At 67.6% G+C, this 20,597-nt stretch carries 12 protein-coding genes; 5 read left to right on the forward strand and 7 right to left on the reverse strand.

Features of this window, described 5'->3' with window-relative positions:
• Window positions 1–140 precede the first annotated feature (140 nt).
• Complete coding sequence (locus tag IPK27_03790; GenBank protein MBK8066760.1) at window positions 141–1,094, forward strand: LysR family transcriptional regulator; 954 nt, start codon at window positions 141–143, stop codon at window positions 1,092–1,094.
• A gap of 222 nt (window positions 1,095–1,316) precedes the next feature.
• A complete protein-coding gene (locus IPK27_03795; protein MBK8066761.1) occupies window positions 1,317–3,443 on the forward strand; it encodes a hypothetical protein in 2,127 nt (708 codons plus the stop codon).
• A 48-nt stretch (window positions 3,444–3,491) separates the two neighbouring features.
• Here the strand turns inward: IPK27_03795 and IPK27_03800 are convergent, their stop codons facing one another.
• The 4 genes from IPK27_03800 to IPK27_03815 all read right to left on the reverse strand — a co-directional run bounded on the left by IPK27_03800 (window position 3,492) and on the right by IPK27_03815 (window position 11,167).
• Window positions 3,492–6,641, reverse strand: a complete 3,150-nt coding sequence (locus IPK27_03800) for a glycosyl hydrolase (protein MBK8066762.1) — start codon at window positions 6,639–6,641, stop codon at window positions 3,492–3,494.
• A 158-nt stretch (window positions 6,642–6,799) separates the two neighbouring features.
• The gene (locus tag IPK27_03805; protein MBK8066763.1) at window positions 6,800–7,597 is read right to left on the reverse strand and encodes a hypothetical protein; all 798 of its coding nucleotides are present in this window, start codon (window positions 7,595–7,597) and stop codon (window positions 6,800–6,802) included.
• A gap of 239 nt (window positions 7,598–7,836) precedes the next feature.
• Window positions 7,837–10,602: a serine/threonine protein kinase gene (locus IPK27_03810; GenBank protein ID MBK8066764.1), complete on the reverse strand. Its 2,766-nt coding sequence runs from the start codon at window positions 10,600–10,602 to the stop codon at window positions 7,837–7,839.
• On the reverse strand, window positions 10,595–11,167 hold the full coding sequence (locus IPK27_03815; GenBank protein ID MBK8066765.1) for a sigma-70 family RNA polymerase sigma factor: 573 nt from the start codon (window positions 11,165–11,167) through the stop codon (window positions 10,595–10,597). Before IPK27_03815 ends, IPK27_03810 begins: the two co-directional genes overlap by 8 nt.
• Window positions 11,168–11,534: 367 nt before the next feature.
• On the opposite strand from IPK27_03815, the gene IPK27_03820 reads away from it, so the two are divergent.
• On the forward strand, window positions 11,535–15,668 hold the full coding sequence (locus IPK27_03820; GenBank protein MBK8066766.1) for a CSLREA domain-containing protein: 4,134 nt from the start codon (window positions 11,535–11,537) through the stop codon (window positions 15,666–15,668).
• Between the two features lie 56 nt (window positions 15,669–15,724).
• Here IPK27_03820 and ald read toward each other — a convergent pair whose 3' ends face one another.
• On the reverse strand, window positions 15,725–16,843 hold the full coding sequence (ald, locus tag IPK27_03825; GenBank protein MBK8066767.1) for an alanine dehydrogenase: 1,119 nt from the start codon (window positions 16,841–16,843) through the stop codon (window positions 15,725–15,727).
• 186 nt (window positions 16,844–17,029) lie between these two features.
• Here ald and lrp point away from each other — a divergent pair, with 186 nt between their 5' ends.
• The gene (lrp, locus tag IPK27_03830) at window positions 17,030–17,518 is read left to right on the forward strand and encodes a leucine-responsive transcriptional regulator Lrp (protein MBK8066768.1); all 489 of its coding nucleotides are present in this window, start codon (window positions 17,030–17,032) and stop codon (window positions 17,516–17,518) included.
• A 505-nt stretch (window positions 17,519–18,023) separates the two neighbouring features.
• Here the strand turns inward: lrp and IPK27_03835 are convergent.
• Window positions 18,024–18,773, reverse strand: a complete 750-nt coding sequence (locus IPK27_03835; GenBank protein ID MBK8066769.1) for a DUF4344 domain-containing metallopeptidase — start codon at window positions 18,771–18,773, stop codon at window positions 18,024–18,026.
• Window positions 18,774–18,937: 164 nt separating this feature from the next.
• On the opposite strand from IPK27_03835, the gene IPK27_03840 reads away from it, so the two are divergent.
• Window positions 18,938–19,810 (forward strand): hypothetical protein, encoded by an 873-nt coding sequence (locus tag IPK27_03840; GenBank protein ID MBK8066770.1) that lies wholly within the window; start codon window positions 18,938–18,940, stop codon window positions 19,808–19,810.
• 54 nt (window positions 19,811–19,864) lie between these two features.
• Here IPK27_03840 and IPK27_03845 read toward each other — a convergent pair whose 3' ends face one another.
• Window positions 19,865–20,494, reverse strand: coding sequence for a carbonic anhydrase (locus IPK27_03845; protein ID MBK8066771.1), 630 nt, complete (start codon window positions 20,492–20,494; stop codon window positions 19,865–19,867).
• Between the last annotated feature and the right edge of the window lie 103 nt (window positions 20,495–20,597).

Below are 20,597 nucleotides of genomic sequence, written 5' to 3' on the forward strand. Positions count from 1 at the left end.
CAGCTCCCCTGGCGGATGGTCCAGACCGCGCGTCCGTCGCCGGGACACGCCAGCCGATGCAGCCCTGCACGCCATGATTTGCGCTAGGCTTGCATGTGTCCAATGCATTCTTTCTTTGTCATCAATGCGTCTTGCGCATCATGTTTGATCTCCGGCGCCTGCATCACCTGCTCGCAGTCGTCGAGCACGGCAACTTCAGCCGCGCCGCCAAGGCGGTGCACCTGACCCAACCGGCGCTCTCGCGCAGCATCCAGTCGCTCGAATCGGAGGCCGGCGCGGTGCTGGTGCAGCGTCAGCGCGGCGCCGTCGAACCCACCGAGATCGGGCGCCTGCTGCTGCGCCACGCCGAGGCGCTGGTTGCCGGTGCGCGCGACCTGGAGCGCGACCTGCAACTGGCCCGGGGGCTGGACCTCGGGGAGCTGCGCGTCGGCGTCGGGCCATTCGGTGCGGCGGCACTGATCGGGCCGGTGGTCGGCCAGCTCAGCCGCACCCATCCACGGCTGCAGGTAAAGCTGATCGTCGCGCCGTGGCAGGAACTGCCGGAACGGGCTCGCGCGCGCGAGGTGGACCTGGTGATCGCCGAACTGGGCGAAATCCGCCTGCTGGAGGACTTCGAACACCGCGCGCTTTCCGCGCATCGCACCCGCTTCGTCTGCCGCAGCGGCCATCCGCTGGCGGCGCTGGAGGCACCCGGCGCGCAGGATGTGTTCACCTACCCCTTGGCCGCACCGCGGCTCCCGCCGCGGGCCAGCGAGGCCCTGTTGAAGGCGATGCCGGCCCATGTGCGCGAGCGCGCCAGGCGCGCTGGACTGGTGACCATCGAGTGCGACAGCGCCGCGGTGCTGAAGGAGATCGTGCTGGCCTCCGACGCGGTCTCCAACATGCCGCAGTTCATGGTCGAGAATGAAATCCGCGCCGGATTGCTGGTGGCCCTGCCGGGACTGGACATCGGCGTGCGGCTGCAGTTCGGCGCCGCCTGGCTGGCGCGCAGGACGCTGGGCGGCGCGGCTGGCAAGCTGGTCGACCTGCTCGCCGCGCACGATGCCGCGATCGCAGCGTCGAGCGCTGATCGCATTCCGGGGCCGCAGCGGTGACCCGGAAGCGCCGCGCCGCGCCGGGCCGGACCGGCTGATCCATGGCGATGCTAGGATCGGCTTCCACCGCCACCATCGGTGCATCGGGCAAGGACGGCAGGGTGCAGCCACTCGTCGCCAAGACTGTGCAGCTGGCCTCGTTGCAGGCCAGCCGAGCACCGCAACCCATGCGCGGGCAACCATCGGTCTACGCTGCCGCAGGCTGCCTGCCGGGAACCTGAGGTGAAGCTCCTCGCCGAACTCAAGCGCCGCAATGTCTTCCGCATGGCGGGGCTGTACCTGGTGGCTGCCTGGCTGGCGGTGCAGGTGGCGGCGACGTTGCTGCCCGTCTTCGAGGCGCCGCCCTGGGTGATGAAATCGCTGGTGGTGCTGCTGGCGATCGGCTTCGCGGTCTCGCTGGTGTTCTCGTGGATCTACGAGCTGACGCCTGCGGGTCTGCAACTGGAAAGTGAGCTGGCGGCGGATGAGGACTACCAGGGACCCGATCGGCGCCGGCGCCGGCTGCGTCGGATCAGCGACCGACCCATCGGCGAAGAGCTGCCAGCCCGCGGTCGCCTGCAGGACCGCCTGATCATTGTCCTGCTGCTGCTCGCGGTAGGCTATTTCCTGACCGACAAGTTCCTGTTGCAGCGGTCGCCGGAAACGCGGCCGGCGGCCGATGCCAGCGCGCCGCCGGCGCAGAAAGCCGGCGGCCTGATCGCCGTGCTGCCCTTCCGCAACCGCAGCCCGCTGCTGGAGGACGCCTATTTCGCCGAAGGCATCCATGACGACCTGCTGACCCAGTTGGCCAAGATCTCCAGCCTGAAGGTGATCTCGCGCACCTCGATGCTGCGCTACGCCGATACCCGGCTGTCGATCCCCGAGATCGCGCGCGTACTGGGCGCCGCGGTGGTCCTGGAAGGCGCGGTGCAACGCTCGGGGAACCAAGTCCTGATCACGGTGCAGTTGATCGACGGCCCCAGCGACGTGCACCTGTGGGCCGAACGCTACGACCGCGCCCTGAGCGCCGAGTCCGTGTTTGCGATCCAGGCCGAGATCGCCCAGGCAGTGGCGCAGGCCACGCACGTTGCGCTGAGCCCGGCGCAGGCCCGGCGGCTGGCGGCCGGTTCCACCCGCGACCTGCTGGCCTACGAGGCCTTCCTGCAGGGCAAGTTGTTGTCCGCGCACGACCGCGCCACGCCGGAGCGCTTCGCCGCCGCGCTGGTCCAGTTCGACCGCGCCATCGCGCTGGACCCGAAGTTCGCGCATGCCTATGCGCGCCGGGCGCGCACCCAGTTCGCCAGCTACTGGTTCGGCTACAACGACGCCAGCATGCGCGAGGCGGCCAGGCAGAGCACGGCGCAGGCGCAGGCGCTGGCGCCCAAGGACGTCGAGACCTGGATGGCGCAGGCCTACGAGCGCTACTGGGGCGAACTCGATTACGCCGGCGCCGATGCGCTGCTCGCGCGGGTGCTCAAGCGCGCGCCGGGGAATGCCGAGGCCTGGTATGCGCGCGGCCTGGTGGCGCGCCGGGATGGACGCTTCGGCGATTCGATCGCCGCCTTCGAGCATTCGCTGCAGACCGACCCGGCCAATACCGACACGCTGATCGAATTGTCGAACACGCTGCTGACGCTCGGTGAGTTCGAGCGGGCAGACGCGGTGCGCGCGCGGGTCAAGGAACTGGGTGCCGATCTGCCGACCCATGTGGCCGAGGACCGGCTGAACCGTGGCGATGTCGACGGCGCCTGGGCGGCGATCGACGGACCCAACGACTTCTATGTCGCCCTGCCCTTCCGCATCGCGCTGGCCAGCCGCAAGCCCGAGTGGATCGAGCGGGCGTTGTCACCGGAACTCTGGCCCGAGCGCCTGCGCAAGTTCCCGGAGCACCCGGATGCCTACGCCCACGCGCAGGCCGAAGCGCTGCTGGTGACCGGCCAGCGCGAGGCGGCGCTCGCCGCGTTGCAGGCCCTGAAGACCCGCATCGCAAGCCGGCCCGCGCCCTACCCCGGCGGCTGGTCGTCGACCAGCTACTACTTCTACTACCCCTGCGACTTGCCGGGGATGCTCGGAGACCTCGCCGGCGTGCGTGCGGCCGAAGCGGACTGGACCGCCCACGCCAAGCGCGATGTGTGGGCCGAGAGTGGCATCCGCCAGTCCCTGGCAGTGGCCTACGCGCGCGCCGGCGATCCTGAGCGTGCGCTGTTCCACCTGGAGGCGATTGCCGCGCAGATCGGGCCGGTGAGCTTCACCGGCTTCGAACAGAGCCCGGGGCTTGACAGCCTGCGGCAGCACCCGCGCTACCTTGCGCTGGCGCAGGCGCATCGGCAATGGCTGGCGAAGAAACAGACACAGTCGCCGCCGGCCTGACGCAGTCGGATCGCCCGGGCGGCTGACGCAAGCTGCCGCCCGCGGCGATCACTTCCAGATCGCCCCGACGCCGGCCTGCCACAGCCGGGCATTGAACGCCGGAAGGTCCTGGTCCATCAACTCGTCCGCGCGCGCCTTCAGCGTCGCCCACTGCGCGTCCAGCTCCGCGCGGCGCTGCAGGGTCGATGCGGTGACCAGCGGCAAATCACTCTCGGCGTGGTTGAGCAGGAAGAAATAGTGCGCGGTGAACTTGTTGGGGAAGTTCTCGACATCGTCATAGGCCCGCGTTCGGCGCTGCACCATGTCCTCGTCCCAGGCCTTGAGCTTTTGCCGCAGCGCCTCGCCGTCGGACTTCAGCGCGGCGTACTTGTCGTCGTCCGGCAACTGCTTCAGCAGCGTCGCCAGTTGCCGCTGCTTGCGGTGCAGGTCGTTGATCCGTTGGTGCATCTGGGACAGCGCCGCCTCCATTTCCGACATCAGCGCGTGATGCGCCTGGTAGGTGGCGGCATCGGTGGAATACAGCGGATTGGGCCGGATGCGGGCGCGGGTGGCGAGGGTCTGCCCGCCCGCCGTCAGGGTGAAGGTGTACTCGCCAGGCACGGCGCGATGGCCGGCCCAGCTGGCCTCGAAATACACATCGGGCACGCCGGTGATGCTCGGATGCCGCAGATCCCAGACGAAGCGGTTCAGGCCCTGGGCCTTGGGCAGCAGCGGATCCGGCGCCGGACCGCCATCCCATTTGCGCGCCTTGGCCGGCGCCTTCGAGGTGTAGCTGCGGACCAGCGTCCCGGCGGCGTCGGTGACACTGAGCGTGATCTCGTCGGCCTTCTGGAGCTCCGGCAGCTCGTAGTACAGCACGATGCCGCTGGCCGGGTTGACCCCGCGGTAGGTGTGGGCGCCGGTGAAATCGGCCGCCGGCGCGTCCAACTCGCTGGTGCTGTTGACCAGGTAGGCATCGCCGGGCTGGTAGAGCGTGAAGGCCGGACGGTCCTTGCGGTACTGCCGCACCAGGCTGAGGTCGTCGAGGATCCAGATCGACCGCCCGGAAGTGCCGGCGATCAGATTGCCCTGGTGCACGCGCAGATCGGTGATCGGCGCGCGTGGCAGGTTGAGCTGGAACGGCGACCAGTCCTTGCCACCGTTCCACGACAGGTAGAGGCCGCGCTCGGTGCCGGCGTACAGGAGGTCGCGGCGCACATCGTCCTCGCGCACCACCCGGGTGAAGGCGCCGTCGGGAATGCCCTGGTCGATGCGGGTCCAGCTCGCGCCGTAATTGGTGGTCTTGTACAGGCCCGGCGCGTGGTCGTTGAACTTGTAGCGCGTGGTGGCGATGTAGGCGGTGGCCGGATCGAAGGGCGAGACCTCGATCGCATTGACCAGGCACTCGGCCAGCTTCGGCGGCGTGACGTTCTTCCAGGTGACGCCGCCATCGCGCGTCAGGTGCACCAGGCCGTCGTCGCTGCCGGTCCAGATCACGCCCTTCTCGTGCGGCGATTCGGCCACGTAGGCGAGCGTGCCGTAGTTCTCCGCGCCCACGCCCTCGTTGGTGTACGGGCCACCGGGCGTGCCCTGGGTGGCCTTGTTGTTGCGCGTCAGATCGGGCGAGATCTCGCGCCAGGTCTTGCCCATGTCGCTGGTCTTGAGCAGGTGCTGGGCGCCATGAAAGAAGGCCTGCTCATGCCGGCTGAAGATGATCGGCGCGTTCCAGTTGTAGCGGTACTTCATGTCCTTGGCGTCCATCGCCAGGTACTGGATGGGCGCGGCCATGATCTTGCTGCCGGCGGTCGCCTCGGTGTCGATCACATCGATGGTGCCCTGGTAGCTGCCGCCCATCACGTAACGCGGATGGTCCGGATCGAAGGCGAGGAAAGCGCTCTCGCCGCCGGCGGAAGGCGCCCAACTGGAGGTGCCGATGCCGTCGCTGGCGAGTTCCCGGCTGGCGATCATGATCGTCGTGTTGTCCTGCTGGCCGGCGTAGATGCGGTAGGGGAAGCGGTTGTCGACGTTGATGCGGTAGAGCTGCGCCGTCGGCAGGATGTCCTGCGAGCTGTAGCTCGCGCCGGCGTCGAAGGTGATCGCGGCGCCGCCGTCGTTGGCGATGATGAAGTTGTCGGAATCCGCGGGATTGATCCACAGGTCGTGGAAATCGCCGTGCGGCCCGTCGATATCCTCCCAGGTGCGACCGCCATCGCGCGAGCGCAGTGCGGGCGCGCTCATCACGTAGACTGTGTCGCTGTCCTGCGGGTCGGCGTACACCTCGATGTAGTACCAGGCGCGCTGGACCAGGCGCGGATCGCTGCTGACCTGCTTCCAGTGCTTGCCGGCGTCGTGCGAGGCGTACAGGCCACGCTCGTCCTCGTTCGAATCGCTCTCGATCAGCGCCCAGACCAGGTCCGGGTCGGCCGCGCTGACGGCAATCGCCAGCTTGCCCATCTCCTCGGGCAGGCCCTCGCTCAGGCGCTCCCAGGTCTCGCCGCTGTCGGTCGACTTGTACAGGCCGCTGCCCGGGCCGCCGCTGGTGATGTTCCACGGGCGCCGGCCGTGCTCCCACATCGCCGCGTACAGGATGCGCGGGTTGCTCGCGTCCAGCGACAGCTCCGATGCGCCGGTGCGCTCGTCGACATACAGCACCTTCTTCCAGTTCGCGCCGCCATCGACCGACTTGTAGATCCCGCGTTCGGGGTTGGGCCCATACAGCGCGCCCTGCGCCGCCACCCAGAGCACGTCCGGATCCTGCGGATGGACCACGATGCGCGAGATATGCTGGGTGGCTTCAAGGCCCATCCGCTTCCAGCTGCGCCCGGCATCGGTGGAGCGGTACACCCCATCGCCGCCGTGGGTCATGACGCCGCGCACTGCGTGCTCGCCCATGCCGACGTAGACCACGTTCGGATCGCCCGGCGCCACTGCCACCGCACCGATGCTGCCGGACTCGAAGTAGCCGTCCGACACATTGCGCCAGCTCAGCCCCATGTCCACGGTCTTCCACAGGCCGCCGCCGGTGGTGCCCATGTAGTAGGTGCGCGGATCGCCGACCACGCCGGTGGCCGCGTTCGAACGGCCGCCGCGGAAGGGACCGATCGAGCGCCACAGCATCGGCTTGAAGGCGTTGTCCAGGTCCTCGGCGGGCGCCGCCGACGCCGGGAGCTGGACGCCTCCGAGAAGGACGAAGACAAACGCGAGGAGCTGCCGGGACATGCGGGTCCGTGCGGGTCGGGGAGGAGGGCTTCGATCCTACACCCGGCGACGGCGCACACATCCGCCCTGCGATGCCAGCCCGACCGGGCGGCGAGAAGCACGCTGGCGCGCAGCCTGCGGCAGGGAAGCAGCAAGCTTCCCTGCCGCGGCCAATCGCGTCAGTGCTTGTTGGGCGTCAGCGTTGTCTGACTGCCAGCCTGCGAGTTCTGCCTGTCGCTCTGCATCATCTTGGTCGCGTAGGTCAGCGTGTAGCTGCCGTTAGCGTCGGGACCACTGACGTCGTAGCAGTTCCCGTTGACGATATCGAAGCAGAGTTCCCCCCCGTTCTTGATGAAGAACCCGCTCACGTCGGAGCCGGGTGCGAGTTCCCGGAAACTGCCGTCTGCGCCCATCGTGAGGGTGCTGCCGAAGGGCTGCCAGGTGTAGGTATCCGCTGGCAGCAAGGTGGTGGCCGCTTCCCGCGCTTCCTGGCGCTCAGGGGTGACTTCCGCGGGCGCTTCCGTCGGGTCGGCCGCAATCGTCAGCGTGGTTTTCGCCATGGCGGGGTTGTTGCGGGTCTGACCCGCTCTCTTGCCCGGCTCCCAGTATTCGAACTGGATCTGGTTCTTGCTGAGCCATTCGAAACGCACCTCGTCCTGGTCCGGCTGCTTGAAGTTCAGCGTCGGATTACCCTTGGCATTGCCCCCGGCCCGGGCCAGCTCTCCGGTGAAGTTGAAGGCCTCGCCGGCGTTGACGTACTCATAGGAAAAGCTGGTTGGCGAGTTGATCTTGAACCGGACGACCTCTCCGGCCATCACCCCGTCAAGGGTCCCTTCGAAGCTGTTCGAAACGGAGGTGATGGCCTGGATCTCCTCCGCGGTCAGGACGACGACCTTGGCTGACGCAATGCCCGGACTCAGCAACGCCACCAAAGCCGTCGCCAGACCTGCCACCACCGAACTGAACGCCTTTTTCATCGCATATCCCCTGTTTACGTTGTGAATGAAGGACCGAAGCACTCCGGACACGCCACCAGAGCGCCCCGTCGATGCGGCGGACGCCACGCGGGCCTGGTCAGGGCCCCGCTCCATCGCTCGCCCGCATGGACGCGCAGCGGAGCGCTGTCGAGGATCATTTGGTTTCGCGATGATTCGATCGGCCTCGCGGCCTCGTATCCCGCCCGGCGGAGCCGCGGGCGCCCATCCGGGCGCGGCGTTCAACGAGTCGCCGGGAACTGCGTCAGGTACACCGAACCGGGTGGATAGAGGCGCGCGAGCCAGGGTCGGTATTGGCGCTCGATCGCTTGCGCCTCGTTTGCCGCGCCAGCTGCGCGCGCGGCGCGGGCGTATGCGAGGGCGTAGCGCACTGTGGCTGGATGGGTCTCGCCGCGATCTGCCAGAATGATCGTGTAGGCCGCCTTGGCTTCGGTAGCAGCGCGGGCCAGGTCCCCTTCGGCGGCCAGCAAGGCCGAACGCGTGGTCGCGACCCGCGCGTGCATTTCCTTTTCCACGCCGGGGCCGACGGCGCTCACCTGGTCCAGCAGGCGGCGGGCGCTGGCCGCGTCGCCTTGCGCGGCATGCCACTGCGCCAGCGGCAGGCGCGAATAGGCGAGCGCGTTGGCCATCGCTCCCGCCTGGCTGCGCTCGGCGACGACCGACTCGAGCAATGCGCGGGCCTCGGCACTGGCCTGGCCGGATTCGATCAGCACCTGGGCCAGCGTCGTGCGCAGCACGTGCAGCATGTAGTGGTCGCGGCCCTTCACGCGGGCCTCCTGGATGGCCAGGGCCTGGCGCATCGGTGGCAGCGCCTGATCGAACTGACCTTGCAGGTACTGCAGCCAGCCCTGGCAGAACAGCGCCTTGGCGTGCTGCGAACTGTCCGCACCGTTGCGCGCCAGGATCACGGGCATGCTGAGTTGGAGCAGGCCTGCGGCCTCGTCGAACAGGCCCTGTTCGGCCAGGGCCAAGGCCATCGACACGCGCTCGGAGGCAAGTACGGAGCTGTCCTCGCCGAACAGTCCAGCGGTCATGGCCAGCCGTTCGCGCGCCACTTTCAGGTGGGCCTCGTTCTGGCCGTTGTAGACCAGTGCGAGTTCCAGTTCGCGCAGGGCGAGGCGATAGCCGTTGCTGCGCGCTTCGCCGGCGTGGGCGTACATGGCGACGGCGCGCTCGCAATGGGGGAGCGCACCCTGCGTATCGCCGGCGCCAGCGACCACGCGACAGAGATCGACGAGGCTGTTGGCGATGACCAGCGGACCGGCCTTGGCGGCCTCGCGCAGGCGCAAGGCCTCGCGCGCGGCGGTCACCGCACTGCGGTCGTCGCTCGCACCGTTCAGTGCCGTTGCCAGTGAGGCGTGCGCGTCGGCCAAGGCTAGCGGGTCGTCCGGCGCGTGGATCCGGACCAGGTCGAAAGCCCGCTGCGCGGCTTCCTTCGCGGCGTGGGTGGACCCGTTGCTGGCCCGGATGGCCTCTGCTTTGGCGCGCAGGCTGCGCGCCGCCGCGAGCGGCTGGTCAATCGCGGGATCGAGGTTGAGTTGAGCCGCAGCCTCCAGCAACTCGGCCCCTGCACTGCCCTCGTTGATGCCGCGATAGGCATTGCCGAGTGCTTCGAGCAAACGCGCACGCACTTGCGGGTGGGCGCCCAGCTCCTGATCGACGCGCTCGTGGCCGCGGTCGAGCACCTCGCGTGCGCTGTAGTCGTGACGTCCGCCCTGGGTGGGATCGGCGAGCGCGAAAGTCGAGATCAGGAACTCGGTGGTCTGCTCGGCCACCTCCGCCTGCAGCCGCGCCTCGCGCTCGGCCAGCAGTGTGCGCCAGGTGAAGCCGCAGGCCATCAGTGTCAGCACGCCTGCGACCGCCAGCGGCCAGCGGTTGCGCTGTACGAAACGCTGTGCGCGGTAACCCCACTGGCCGCGGCGGGCCAGCACGGGCTGCGAGTCCAGGTATCGCTTGAGGTCGTCGGCCAGTTCGCGCACCGAGCCGTAACGCTGCTCCGGCTCGCGCCGCAGCGCCTTGAGGACGATGGCGTCGATGTCGGTGGGGATGCGCACGCCGTTCGCCGATGGCCGCGCAGGCTGGCTGGGCGGTGGCACGACGCCGGCCAGCACCGCGTTGGCGCGTGACACCTCGCTGTCCAGGTGCCCATAGGGCTGCACCCCGCTGAGCAACTCGTACAGCATCACCCCCAACGACCACACATCGGTGGCTGTGCCGAGCGGCTTGCCTTCGAGCTGCTCGGGACTGGCGTAGGCCGGCGTCATCGCTTGCGTCACGGTGCGTGGCGCGCCGTCCGCCGCGATCAGCCGTGCGATGCCGAAGTCGAGCAGCTTGGGTTCGCCGGCCTCGTCTACCAGTACATTGGCCGGCTTCAGGTCGCGGTGGATGACCAGTTGCTGGTGCGCGTAGGACACGGCGGCGCAGGTCTTGATGAACAGTTGCAGCCGCGCGCGAAGGTCAAGGTTGCGCCGGAAGCACCAGTCGTCGATGCGCTCGCCCGAGACATATTCCATCGCCAGGAAAGGCACGCCGTCGGCATCCTCGCCCGCGTCGAGCAGGCGCGCGATGTTCGCGTGCGACAAGCTGGCGAGGATGCGCTGCTCCTCCTGCAGGCGCGACTTGTGCGCCACCGAGCCGCTGTGCAAACGCTTGAGCGCGACCTGCTGGCGCGCACCACCGACTTCGCGCTCCGCCAACCAGACCACGCCCATCCCGCCCTCGCCGATGGGTTCGATCAGTTGGTATTGCCCGGGTGCGCGGCCATGGATGCGCAAATCGTTCGCGAGGGCATCGGTGGCGGCGCGCACCGCTTCGGGAACCGCATCCAGCTCATCGTCCTCGGCGGCGGCCAGCAACCACTCGACTTCGCGGCGGAGTTCCGCGTTGGCGCCACAGTGCTGATCGATGGCATCCGCGCGCGCCGCCTCGGGCAGGTCGAGCAGCGCATGCGCGATCTGCTGGGCCAGCGCGTAGTTGGACTCAGGCACGGGAGAGTTCGCGTTCCAGCCACGCGCGCGCCATGCGCCAGTCGCGCACGACCGTGGGCCTGGCGACGCCGAGCGCTGTCGAAATCTCCTCCAGCTCCAACCCTGCAAAGTACTTCAGGTCGACCACCTGGGCCTGGCGCGGGCTGATCGCCTCCAGCCGCGACAGGGCGCCGTCGAGCGCGATGATGTCCGTGTTCGCGCCCGCGCCAGGCGCCGCGACGCTCCACTCGATCTCTTCGAGGTCGCGCGCGTTCTCCATGCCCTGGCGTTTGTCGGCCTGGCGGCGGCGAGCATGGTCGACCAGCACGCGGCGCATCATCCGCGACGCGATCGCGAGCACCTGTTCGCGATTGGCCGGGTCCAGCTTGCGCTGACCCGCCACGCGCAGCCAGGCCTCGTGCACCAGCGCGGTGGTCTGCAGGGTGTGGCCCTTGCGCTCACCGCGCATCGCCCGCGCGGCCAGCGTCTTCAGCTCCGCGTACAGCAGCGGCGACAGGGCGTCAGCACTGGCGCTGCATTCGCCTTGGCCAGGACCGCTGGAAAGGATGTCGCCAGTGCGCGCCATGCAATGGTTCACGACGAGAGTGTGCGTGCCAGTCTAGTGTCCCCTGCCATTAGTTGGTTGAAGAAATTTCCGATGCATTTTGGCCCGAGGCTAGGCGAGAGGAGGAGTCATAGCAGGGCTATGGCGACGACGAACAACGACGCATTCGGGGCAAAAGGCGCGGAAATAATTCATCGAACTAATGGCAGGGGACACTAGCGTCAGCGCTGCGCCGATGGAGACCGGATGCGGCCTTGGCTGCGCCCCGGCCGAGAGGGCCGGCTGGAGCTGCTTGCGATGCGGGCGGCAGCAGCCAAAGGGTGTTGAAATCGTGATCGACGTCACGGTTTCAGCCCATACTCAAATCATCGCCAACCGGGGGATCTGCATGTTCCGCAAGCGTGGGGGTGGTCGTTGGGTGGCCGCTTTCGGCCTGTGCGGGTGCCTGGTTGCGATCGACGCCTTCGCCGGCGCGATGACTTTCCCGGGCAGCAACCTCGGGACCATCCCGGATGGTGCTGGCGCAGGGCCGCGCAACTACGGCGCGCCGCGTGATGTGCGCTTCGACGTGACCGGCGTCAACGGCACCCTCACCGGCGTTGGCGTGCAGTTCGCCGCCGACCATCCCTTTGTCGGCGATCTCAGGGTCTCGCTGATCGCGCCGACCGGTGTCGAGCACCTGGTGTTCGAAAGCACCGGCGCGACCACGCCCACGTCGGCCGGATCCCCGGCCAACCTGGTCAGCGCCAACCTGCAGACCTTTCTGGAGGCCGGCAGCAACTGGTGGACCAATGCCGGGCTGGCTGACGTCAATATCCCGGCCTCAACCTCGCGCAGCGTGGTCGCCGGCCCGGTGGCCGTGCCGCCGCCAGCGGTGACGTCGTTCAACACCGCGTTTCTGAACCAGCCGGCCAACGGCACCTGGATCCTGCGTTTCCAGGATGGCTGGAGCGGCGACGTGGGTAGCGTGACGTCGGCAAACCTGTTGCTCCTGGAGAATGGCGCGACGCGCACAGTCACCAAGATCGCCGACACCAACGATGGCGTCTGTGATGCCGACTGCTCGCTGCGCGAAGCCATCGCGGTGGCGGCGCCGGGCGATCTGGTCAGCTTTGCCTCGCCGTTTTTCGACACGCCGCGGGCGATCGTGCTCGGCGGGAGTGATCTCCTGATCGACAAAGCCCTGGCCATCGTCGGTCCTGGCGCGCATCGCCTGACGATCTCGGGCAACTACCAAAGCCGGATCTTCACCATCTCCGTCACCGCGGGCGGGAATGTCACCTTGAGCGGCCTGCGAATGACCGAAGGGACGGGGGCAGGAGCGGTTGTCAGCGGCCCGGGCGGTGCCATCTACGCTCTGGGGGCAGGGCTGGTTGTGCATGGCTGCGACATCAGCGGCAATCGCGCTGTGGCCAATGGTGGGGCCATCTTCACGGGAAGCTCGGGTCGACTTGCTCTCTACGACAGCAGTTTCGCCGACAACACCACGAGTATCAGCGGCGTGCTGGCCAGCACCGGGGTCCTGATCGGTGGCGCGGGTCCAAATCAGCTGGAGCGTGTCACGTTTTCAGGCCATGCACCATCCGGCGACATCGCGGCGCTGGTAATCACGCAGCCAACCACGCTGGTCGGCGTCACGATTGCGGGTAACGCCCGGGGGATTCGCATGTCGGCTGGAACGGTTGCCACGCTGCAGAACAGCGTCGTCGCCGCAAACTCCGGGGACGATCTCAGCGAAAACGGAGGCAGCTTTGTCTCTCTGGGCCACAACCTGATCGGCAATCCAGGCGCCATCACTGCCTTCAATCAGCCGGGCGACCAAGTCGGGACCGCAGCGGCGCCGCTCGACCCCAAACTCGGCCCCCTGAGCCACAATGGCGGCACCGTGCCGGTGCATGCGCCGCTGCAAGGCAGCCCGCTGCTGGACAAGGGCAAAGCCTTCGGCAGCGATGCACGCGGCGTGACGCGTGCTTTTGATCTGGCCAGCATCGCGCCGGCCACCGGCGGCAACAATGCCGATATCGGTGCGGTGGAAGTGGCGCCGCTGATCGTCACCAGCACCAACGACAGCGGCCTCGGCAGCCTGCGCCAAGCCATCGCCGATGCGCCAGTGGCGCCGGCAGTCAGCGATATCTGGTTCGACCCCGCACTGACGCTGGCGCCGGCGACGATCACGCTGACTAGCGGCCAGCTCAGCATCGACCGCAATCTCGCCATCCATGGGCCCGGTGCGCAGCGGCTGGCAATCTCGGGGAATCGCCAGAGTCGCGTGATCGCCGTGCAGGCTGATCGCCGGGTGGGAATTTCCGGGCTGACGCTGACCGAGGGCAACGGGGTGGGGACGCCGAACACCGGAGAGGGCAGTGCGATTCTGAATGCGGAAGGTGCTCACCTGACGGTTGCCCGCAGCGTGGTGCAGAACAGCGCGGGCGACTCTGGCAGCTGCATCCGCAACCGGGACTATGCAGCGATGGTGGTGCGCGAAAGCGCGATCCACGGTAACCGGGCAACCACTGTCGGCGCAGCAATCGAAAGCGGGGCTGAGGCAGAATTGCTGCTGGTGGCGTCGACGGTCAGCGCAAACCAGAGCGGCGGTGTCTTCTTCAACGCCGGACGCGGGATGCTGATCGACAGTACCATTGCCGGCAATCGCAACACATCTGGCGGTACTGGACTTCGTCTCACCTTTTCTACCGTTTCAGTCCGCAACACGATCATCGCTGCAAACCTGGTCGGCGCGACAAGCATCGACATCGAACAGTTCGGCGGCGCAGCGCCCCAGTCGCAAGGCCACAACCTGATCGGCAATCCCGGCAACGTCACCAGCTTCACCCAACCCGGCGACCAGACCGGCACCTCTGGCAATCCGCTCGATCCCAAACTCAGCCCGCTGGCCATCCATTCCGGCCAGGTGCCGACGCACATGCCGCTGGCCGGCAGCCCGGCGCTGGACAAGGGTCTGCGCTATGGCCGCGATCAGCGCGGACTGAATGGCACTGTCGATATCGCGACCATCAATGCTGCGACGGGCGGCAACAACGCCGATATCGGCGCAGTCGAGGCGCAGGCGATTTTCGTCAGCACCGCCAACGACAGCGGCGCCGGCAGCCTGCGCCAGGCCATCCTCGACGCCAATGCCAACGGTCCGGGGACGGACGATGTGCTGTTCAGTCTGGGCGTGCCGGCCAACATATTCCTCGCCACCCGATTGCCGCAGCCCACCGGCCAGATGAACTTCGACGGCCCTGGCGCGCAATCGCTGTCGCTCCGTCGCGCCGGCGGCGCCACGGCCTTCGGCCTGCTCGACATCTTCCAGCCGGTGCAGATCGGGATCACCGGGATGCGTTTCATCGATGGGCTGGACGATGGCAGCAATGGCGGCGACGGTTTCGGCGGCGGCATCGATGCCTTCAGCGCCGAACTGCACCTGACCCAGGTCGAGGTCACCGGCAACCTGGCCACCAGCGGCGCAGGCGTGTCGCTGGCGAACTCGAACGGCGTCATCAGCGACAGCGCGATCACTGGCGACATCGCCAGCACCCAGGGCGGCGGCATCTACTTCCAGGGCGACAACCATCGCCTGATCGTGCGCGGCAGCACCATCGGCAGCAATTCCGCCAATGGCGCCGGCCTCGGCGGCGGCATCGCGCATGTCGGCGTCGGTGGCACCGCGAGCAACAGCGTGCTGGAGCTTACATCCAGTACGCTGGCAGGCAACGTCGGCAGCGCCGGCGGCGGCATCCGCACCGCATCGGCCACCGCCACGGTGACCAGCATCACCCGCCTGCAGAACACCCTGCTCGCCAACACCACGGGTAGCAACCTCGTGCTGGTGACCGCCACCAGGCCGGGCAGCATCGACTCGCGAGGATTCAATCTCTCCGATACCGTCCTGCCGTTGCTGAACCACGCCAGCGATCGCAGCAACGTCAACCCGCGCTTGGGGATGTTGTCGTTCAATGGCGGCCAGACCCGGACCTACGCGCTGTTTGCGGGCAGCGCTGCCCTCGACGGCGGTGTGCACACCGGCAGCGTCAATGACCAGCGCGGCAGCGGCTTCGCGCGTACCGTGGACCTGACTCCCGCGAACGCCGCCGGCGGCGATGGCAGCGACATCGGTTCTTACGAAGCGCAGGCCGAGCCGGCAGCGGTGCCCATGGTGGTGTCGATCGTGCGCGCCAGCGCCAATCCGGCCACGCCCGGCAGCAGTGTGACGTTTACGGTGACTTTCAATCCCGGCGTCACGGGCGTGGATGGCAGCGACTTCGCGCTCACGACCACCGGCGGCATCAGCGGCGCCACGGTCACCGGCGTGTCGGGCAACAGCACCACCGCCAACGTGACCGTCAACCTCGGCACCGGCAGCGGCACCCTGCGCCTGGACCTGATCGACAACGACAGCATCTTCGGCGGCGGCGCGCAGTTGGGCGGCGCCGGCGCCGGCAACGGCAGCTTCACCACCGGCGAGGTCTACACCGTGGGCGCCGCGCCGGACCTGGTCTTCAGGAACGGCTTCGAATGACCGATCCCGGAGCACGTCCGCGCCGCCAACCGGCGGCACGGACGGGCCTCTTGCGCTTACAGCCCGAGCGCTTTCTCAGCCGGCACGTACTCGAAGCCGAAACCTTCGGCGACCGGCTGGTAGGTGACCTTGCCGGCGTGCACGTTGAGGCCGCGCAGCAGGTGCACGTTCTCGGCCATCGCGCGCTTCGCACCCTTGTTGGCGAGTTCCAGGATGAACGGCAGCGTCGCGTTGTTGAGCGCGAAGGTGGAAGTGCGCGGCACCGCGCCCGGCATGTTGGCCACGCAGTAGTGCACCACGTCATCGACGATGTAGGTCGGATCGGCGTGGGTGGTGGCGTGCGCGGTCTCGAAGCAGCCGCCCTGGTCGATGGCGACATCGACCACCGCTGCGCCGGACTTCATGCGCTTGACCATCTCGGCGCTGACCAGCTTGGGCGCCGCGGCGCCGACGACCAGCACGCCGCCGATGACGAGATCCGCGCTCAGCACGTGACGCTCGACTGCATCGGCGCTGGAGAACACGGTCTCGATGCGGGTGCCGAACTGCGCGACCAGGCGACGCAGCACGTCGACATTGCGGTCGAGCACGATCACCTGCGCACCCAGGCCTACGGCCATCAGCGCCGCGTTCGCGCCGACCACGCCGCCACCGAGGATCACCACCTTGGCCGGCTCCACGCCCGGCACGCCGCCGAGCAGCATGCCGCGGCCGCCGTTGGCCTTCTGCAGCGCGGTGGCGCCGGCCTGGATCGACATGCGGCCGGCCACTTCGGACATCGGCGCCAGCAGCGGCAGGCCGCCGTTGGCCGCAGTCACCGTCTCGTAGGCGATGCAGGTGGCGCCGGACTTGATCAGGTCCTCGGTCTGCGGCAGGTCCGGGGCGAGGTGCAGGTAGGTGAACAGCACCTGGCCTTCGCGCAGGCGGGCGCGCTCGACCGCCTGCGGCTCCTTGACCTTGACGATCATTTCGGCCTTGGCGAACACCTCTTCGGCGGTGGCCAGCACGGTCGCACCGGCCGCCACGTAATCGGCGTCCGAGCAGCCGATGCCGCTGCCTGCCTGGGTCTGCACGATGACCTGGTGGCCGTGCTGGACCAGTTCGCGCACCGAGGCCGGCACCATGCCGACGCGGTATTCGTGGTTTTTGATTTCCTTGGGAACGCCGATCAACATGATTGCCTCGCCTCGTGCTTGGGGTGGGCCTGTCATGCTGCGCCGCAGCAGCGCAACTCGCTGCCTGCGCGGGCCCCGACAGGATGGGCGCGAAGTGTATGGATGCGTGGCTGGAATTTTCGGCTGTATATCGCCGATTCGAAGCATAATCCGCTGAGGCCAGGCCACGCCGGAGCATGAAACACCATGCGTCAACAGAAAGTTCAAAAGAATCAATTGGATAGGATCGATCGCCGGATCCTGCGCGAGCTTCAGCAGGACGGACGCCTCGCCAATGTGGAACTCGCCAAGCGCGTCGGCCTGTCGCCCACACCCTGCCTGGAGCGGGTCAAGAAGCTGGAGGACGAGGGCTTCATCACCGGCTACCACGCACGCCTCAATCCCGCGCGCCTGGGCGCCGATTTGCTGGTGTTCGTCGAAATCCGCCTGGTGCGCACCAGCAAGGACGTGTTCCAGGCCTTCAAGCAGGCCGTGGTGGAACTGCCCCAGGTGCTCGAATGCCACCTCGTCTCCGGCGACTTCGACTACCTGATCAAGGCGCGCGTGGCCGACATGGGCGCCTACCGCCGGCTGCTCGGCGAGACCCTGCTGACCCTGCCGCACGTGTCCGGGTCACGCAGCTATGCCGTGATGGAAGAGGTCAAGGAGACGCTGGCGCTGGCCGTGCCGGAGTGACACCACCCTCACTGAACATGAAACAAAAGACATTTTTCCGCAAAGGACGCAAAGGACGCAAAGTAGAGCTAGTGTGGTGTTCCGTAATTACCTTGAATTATTTCCGCGCCTTTTGCGCCTGCGGCGTTGCTCGTCGTCGCCATAGCCCTGCTGACCTCCGGTTCCGGCCCGCAACCATTGCGGGCGTTCGCCGGCGCGCGGCATGCCGCGCAAGCCGCCGGCTTTCACCCTCCTCTCGCCTTGCCTCGCCGCAAAATTCATCGGAAATTTCTTCAACTTAATTACGGAACACCACACTAGATCCGGACGCTGCACCCACGTCGCTCTTGCCTTCTTTGCGTCCTTTGCGTCCTTTGCGGACAAAAAAAACAGGCACGGGGACGCGACAGCTGGATGCGCGAACAAGCGCACGGGTGGGGGCGACCGGGAATCTCACCGATCCGACACGCAGGCGTGCGGCGCAGGCGCTAACCGCGTCCTCGCGGCAACTACCCGCAGCCCGCGCCTACTTCTCCGCATCCGCCAGCAGCCGCGACCAGGCCTTGTCGATCTGCTCGTACTCGGCCGGGCAGCGCTCGGCGCGTTCGGGCGGCAGCCATTCGTCGCTGATCAGGTCCTGGTGGCGGTCGGGATCACTGCCGTAGACCCAGCAGACTAGGTTGTAGTAACGCTGCGGATCCAGCGAGTGCTCGTCGGCGAAATCGCTGGCGTAGAACTCGTTGCCGCTCTCCTCGCCGCTGACGTAGTAGCTGAGCGCCGCATCGAGCACAGCGTAATCGCCATCGGCGTTGTCGATCAGCGACCATGCCGCCAGCTGATCGACGGCGTCTTCCTCGCGCCCGGTGATCGGCAGGTCGAGCACGTCCACCAGCGCGTGCCCAAGTTCATGGAACAGCACTACCGAGAAGGCATTCCACACCGCGTCGTCGAGTTCGTCCTCGCTCTCGTAGCTCTTTTCCAGGCTGGTGTAGTAGGCCTCGATCAGCTCGAAACACATCGAAATCTCGCGCTTGGACGGGTCGTAGAAGGCATTCGCCTCGCCGCACTCGGCGAAGCGCAGGCCCACCGTTTCCGGCACGTCGATCCAGTCGTTGATGCCCTTTGCGAACTCGGCCAGCACGCCTGACTTTTCGAGTTCGGTCGCCAGCTCGCGATAGTTGGCGCTCTTCACTTCGGATGTGCGCACCTCGATGCGCGCCATGGCCGGCAGCGCGACGAGCAACAGGCAGAGCGCAATCCAACGGAGACAGGTCATGGCGGACTCCCGGGCGTGGCTGGCTTTGGTCCGTAGCAGAGCGCGAATCCGGCTGCACAGCAAGCACCTCGCCGGGCCTGCGCCGATTGGCGGGCCAGTACTTCCGACACTTTTTGGTGTTGCACATCACTAGCACACTAAAGTCCCCACCGAGGAGAACGCCGATGAAACGCTCGCTGTTGTCGCTGTCCCTGATGCTCGCCAGCCTGTGCGCCGCCCAGCCCTTGCTGGCCCAGGAAGCTCCGCTGCCGGCCAGCAGTGCCAGCGTGGCTGCGCCGGATCCTGCGCTGCACATCCGCGAAGCCGCACGCCTGTTGCGCGGCAACGATCTCGCCGGATTGGTGCGCGCGATGATGCCGGCAGCGAAGTTCCAGGAAGTGCGCGAGGCTTATGAACTGGCGCGCGCAAAACCGATCACTGACGAGCAGCGCGCCGAATTCGCCGAGGAACTCGGGCGCCTGACCGCGCCGAATGCGGTCGACCTGTTGATGGCGGAGATCGAGCCGAAGCTGGAAGAGGCCCGCCCGCAGGCGGCTGGCGCGATCATGATGGGCATCGGTGCGGCACAGATGGCGCTGGCCAGCCCGGATGCGGAATTGACCGAGGAACAACGGGCCACCCTGCGCGCGGCGCTGCCGGGCATCCAGGAATGGGTCACGACCACCGATTTCCTCAGTTCCGAGACCGCCCGCCAGGCACTGACCCTGGTGGCCGATGCGGCACGCGCCACCGGGATCAGCAACCTCGACCAGGCGCGGATGCTGAGCTTCGAGGAAGTGCTGGCCAAGGCTGGCAACATGCTGGCGGCGGGCAAACGCGCGGTGCGCCTGTATGGCCTGGACATCGATGCGATCCTGGCGAGCACCCAGGTCGAGGTGCTCGAAATCGTCGGCGCCACGGCCCGCGTGCGCACCACCGTCACGGTGTTCGACGCGCCGCTGTCGAAGGAGATCGAACTGGTGCTGATCGACGGCCGCTGGTACGGCAAGGACGCGATCGAGAACATGCACATCCAGGTCGGCAGCTCGGAGAGCTGAGGCGGCAGCAGTGCCCGCGGAGCGCGTTGGCTGGCGCTCCGCGGGTACCCGTTTTCAGTCCGGCAGATCCGGCACACCGTCGAAAAACTCGACCACGCCGGTCTCCAGCGAATACTCCGCGCCCACGACCCACAACCCGTCCTTCTCGATCAGCCGTTCCAGCACCTGCGAGCCATGCCTCAGCTGATTGCAGGAAGCGCGCACATTGCTGCGCACCGCATGATGGATCAGGGCATCAGTGTCGTGGCGCAACTCGGTCTCGAGCAGGGCCTCGACCGACGGGCGCACACGGTCGACGATCGAACGCAGGTTGGGGGATTGGTTCTCGCGCGGGCGGCGCAGTTCCTCCACCGTGGCCGACACCGCGCCGCAACGGGAATGGCCCAGCACCACGATCAGCCGCGTGCCGAAGCGCTCGGCGGCGAACTCGGCGCTGCCGATCTGCGAGGACGCCACGATGTTGCCGGCCACGCGAATGACGAACAGGTCCCCGAGCCCCTGGTCGAACACGATCTCGGCGGGCACCCGTGAGTCCGAGCAGCCGAGGATGATCGCGACCGGCGCCTGGCCCTCCGCCAGTTCCTCGCGGTGCGCACGGCTGGCCAGCGGCGCGTTGTCGGCACCCAGGATGAAGCGGCGGTTGCCCTGCTGCAGTCGCTGGAGTGCTTCTCGGGCATCAATCATGGCAGGCTCCGGGACAGGCCAACGGTCGGCGCGCGCAAGGCTGCCCACTCCGCGCTCGATGCGCAATCGATACGGCCGGAAATCGCAGCCGCAGGGCAGCGCG

It is taken from the genome of Rhodanobacteraceae bacterium (genome assembly GCA_016713135.1).
In the GTDB taxonomy this organism is placed as follows: domain Bacteria; phylum Pseudomonadota; class Gammaproteobacteria; order Xanthomonadales; family SZUA-5; genus JADKFD01.

What these genes read in the sequence shown, in the direction of transcription:
- IPK27_03790 (MBK8066760.1), top strand. Translation starts at nt 141, where the DNA reads ATGTTTGATCTCCGGCGCCTGCATCACCTGCTCGCAGTCGTCGAGCAC.
- IPK27_03800 (MBK8066762.1), bottom strand. Translation starts at nt 6,641, where the DNA reads ATGTCCCGGCAGCTCCTCGCGTTTGTCTTCGTCCTTCTCGGAGGCGTC.
- IPK27_03805 (MBK8066763.1), bottom strand. Translation starts at nt 7,597, where the DNA reads ATGAAAAAGGCGTTCAGTTCGGTGGTGGCAGGTCTGGCGACGGCTTTG.
- IPK27_03815 (MBK8066765.1), bottom strand. Translation starts at nt 11,167, where the DNA reads ATGGCGCGCACTGGCGACATCCTTTCCAGCGGTCCTGGCCAAGGCGAA.
- IPK27_03820 (MBK8066766.1), top strand. Translation starts at nt 11,535, where the DNA reads ATGTTCCGCAAGCGTGGGGGTGGTCGTTGGGTGGCCGCTTTCGGCCTG.
- ald (MBK8066767.1), bottom strand. Translation starts at nt 16,843, where the DNA reads ATGTTGATCGGCGTTCCCAAGGAAATCAAAAACCACGAATACCGCGTC.
- lrp (MBK8066768.1), top strand. Translation starts at nt 17,030, where the DNA reads ATGCGTCAACAGAAAGTTCAAAAGAATCAATTGGATAGGATCGATCGC.
- IPK27_03835 (MBK8066769.1), bottom strand. Translation starts at nt 18,773, where the DNA reads ATGACCTGTCTCCGTTGGATTGCGCTCTGCCTGTTGCTCGTCGCGCTG.
- IPK27_03840 (MBK8066770.1), top strand. Translation starts at nt 18,938, where the DNA reads ATGAAACGCTCGCTGTTGTCGCTGTCCCTGATGCTCGCCAGCCTGTGC.
- IPK27_03845 (MBK8066771.1), bottom strand. Translation starts at nt 20,494, where the DNA reads ATGATTGATGCCCGAGAAGCACTCCAGCGACTGCAGCAGGGCAACCGC.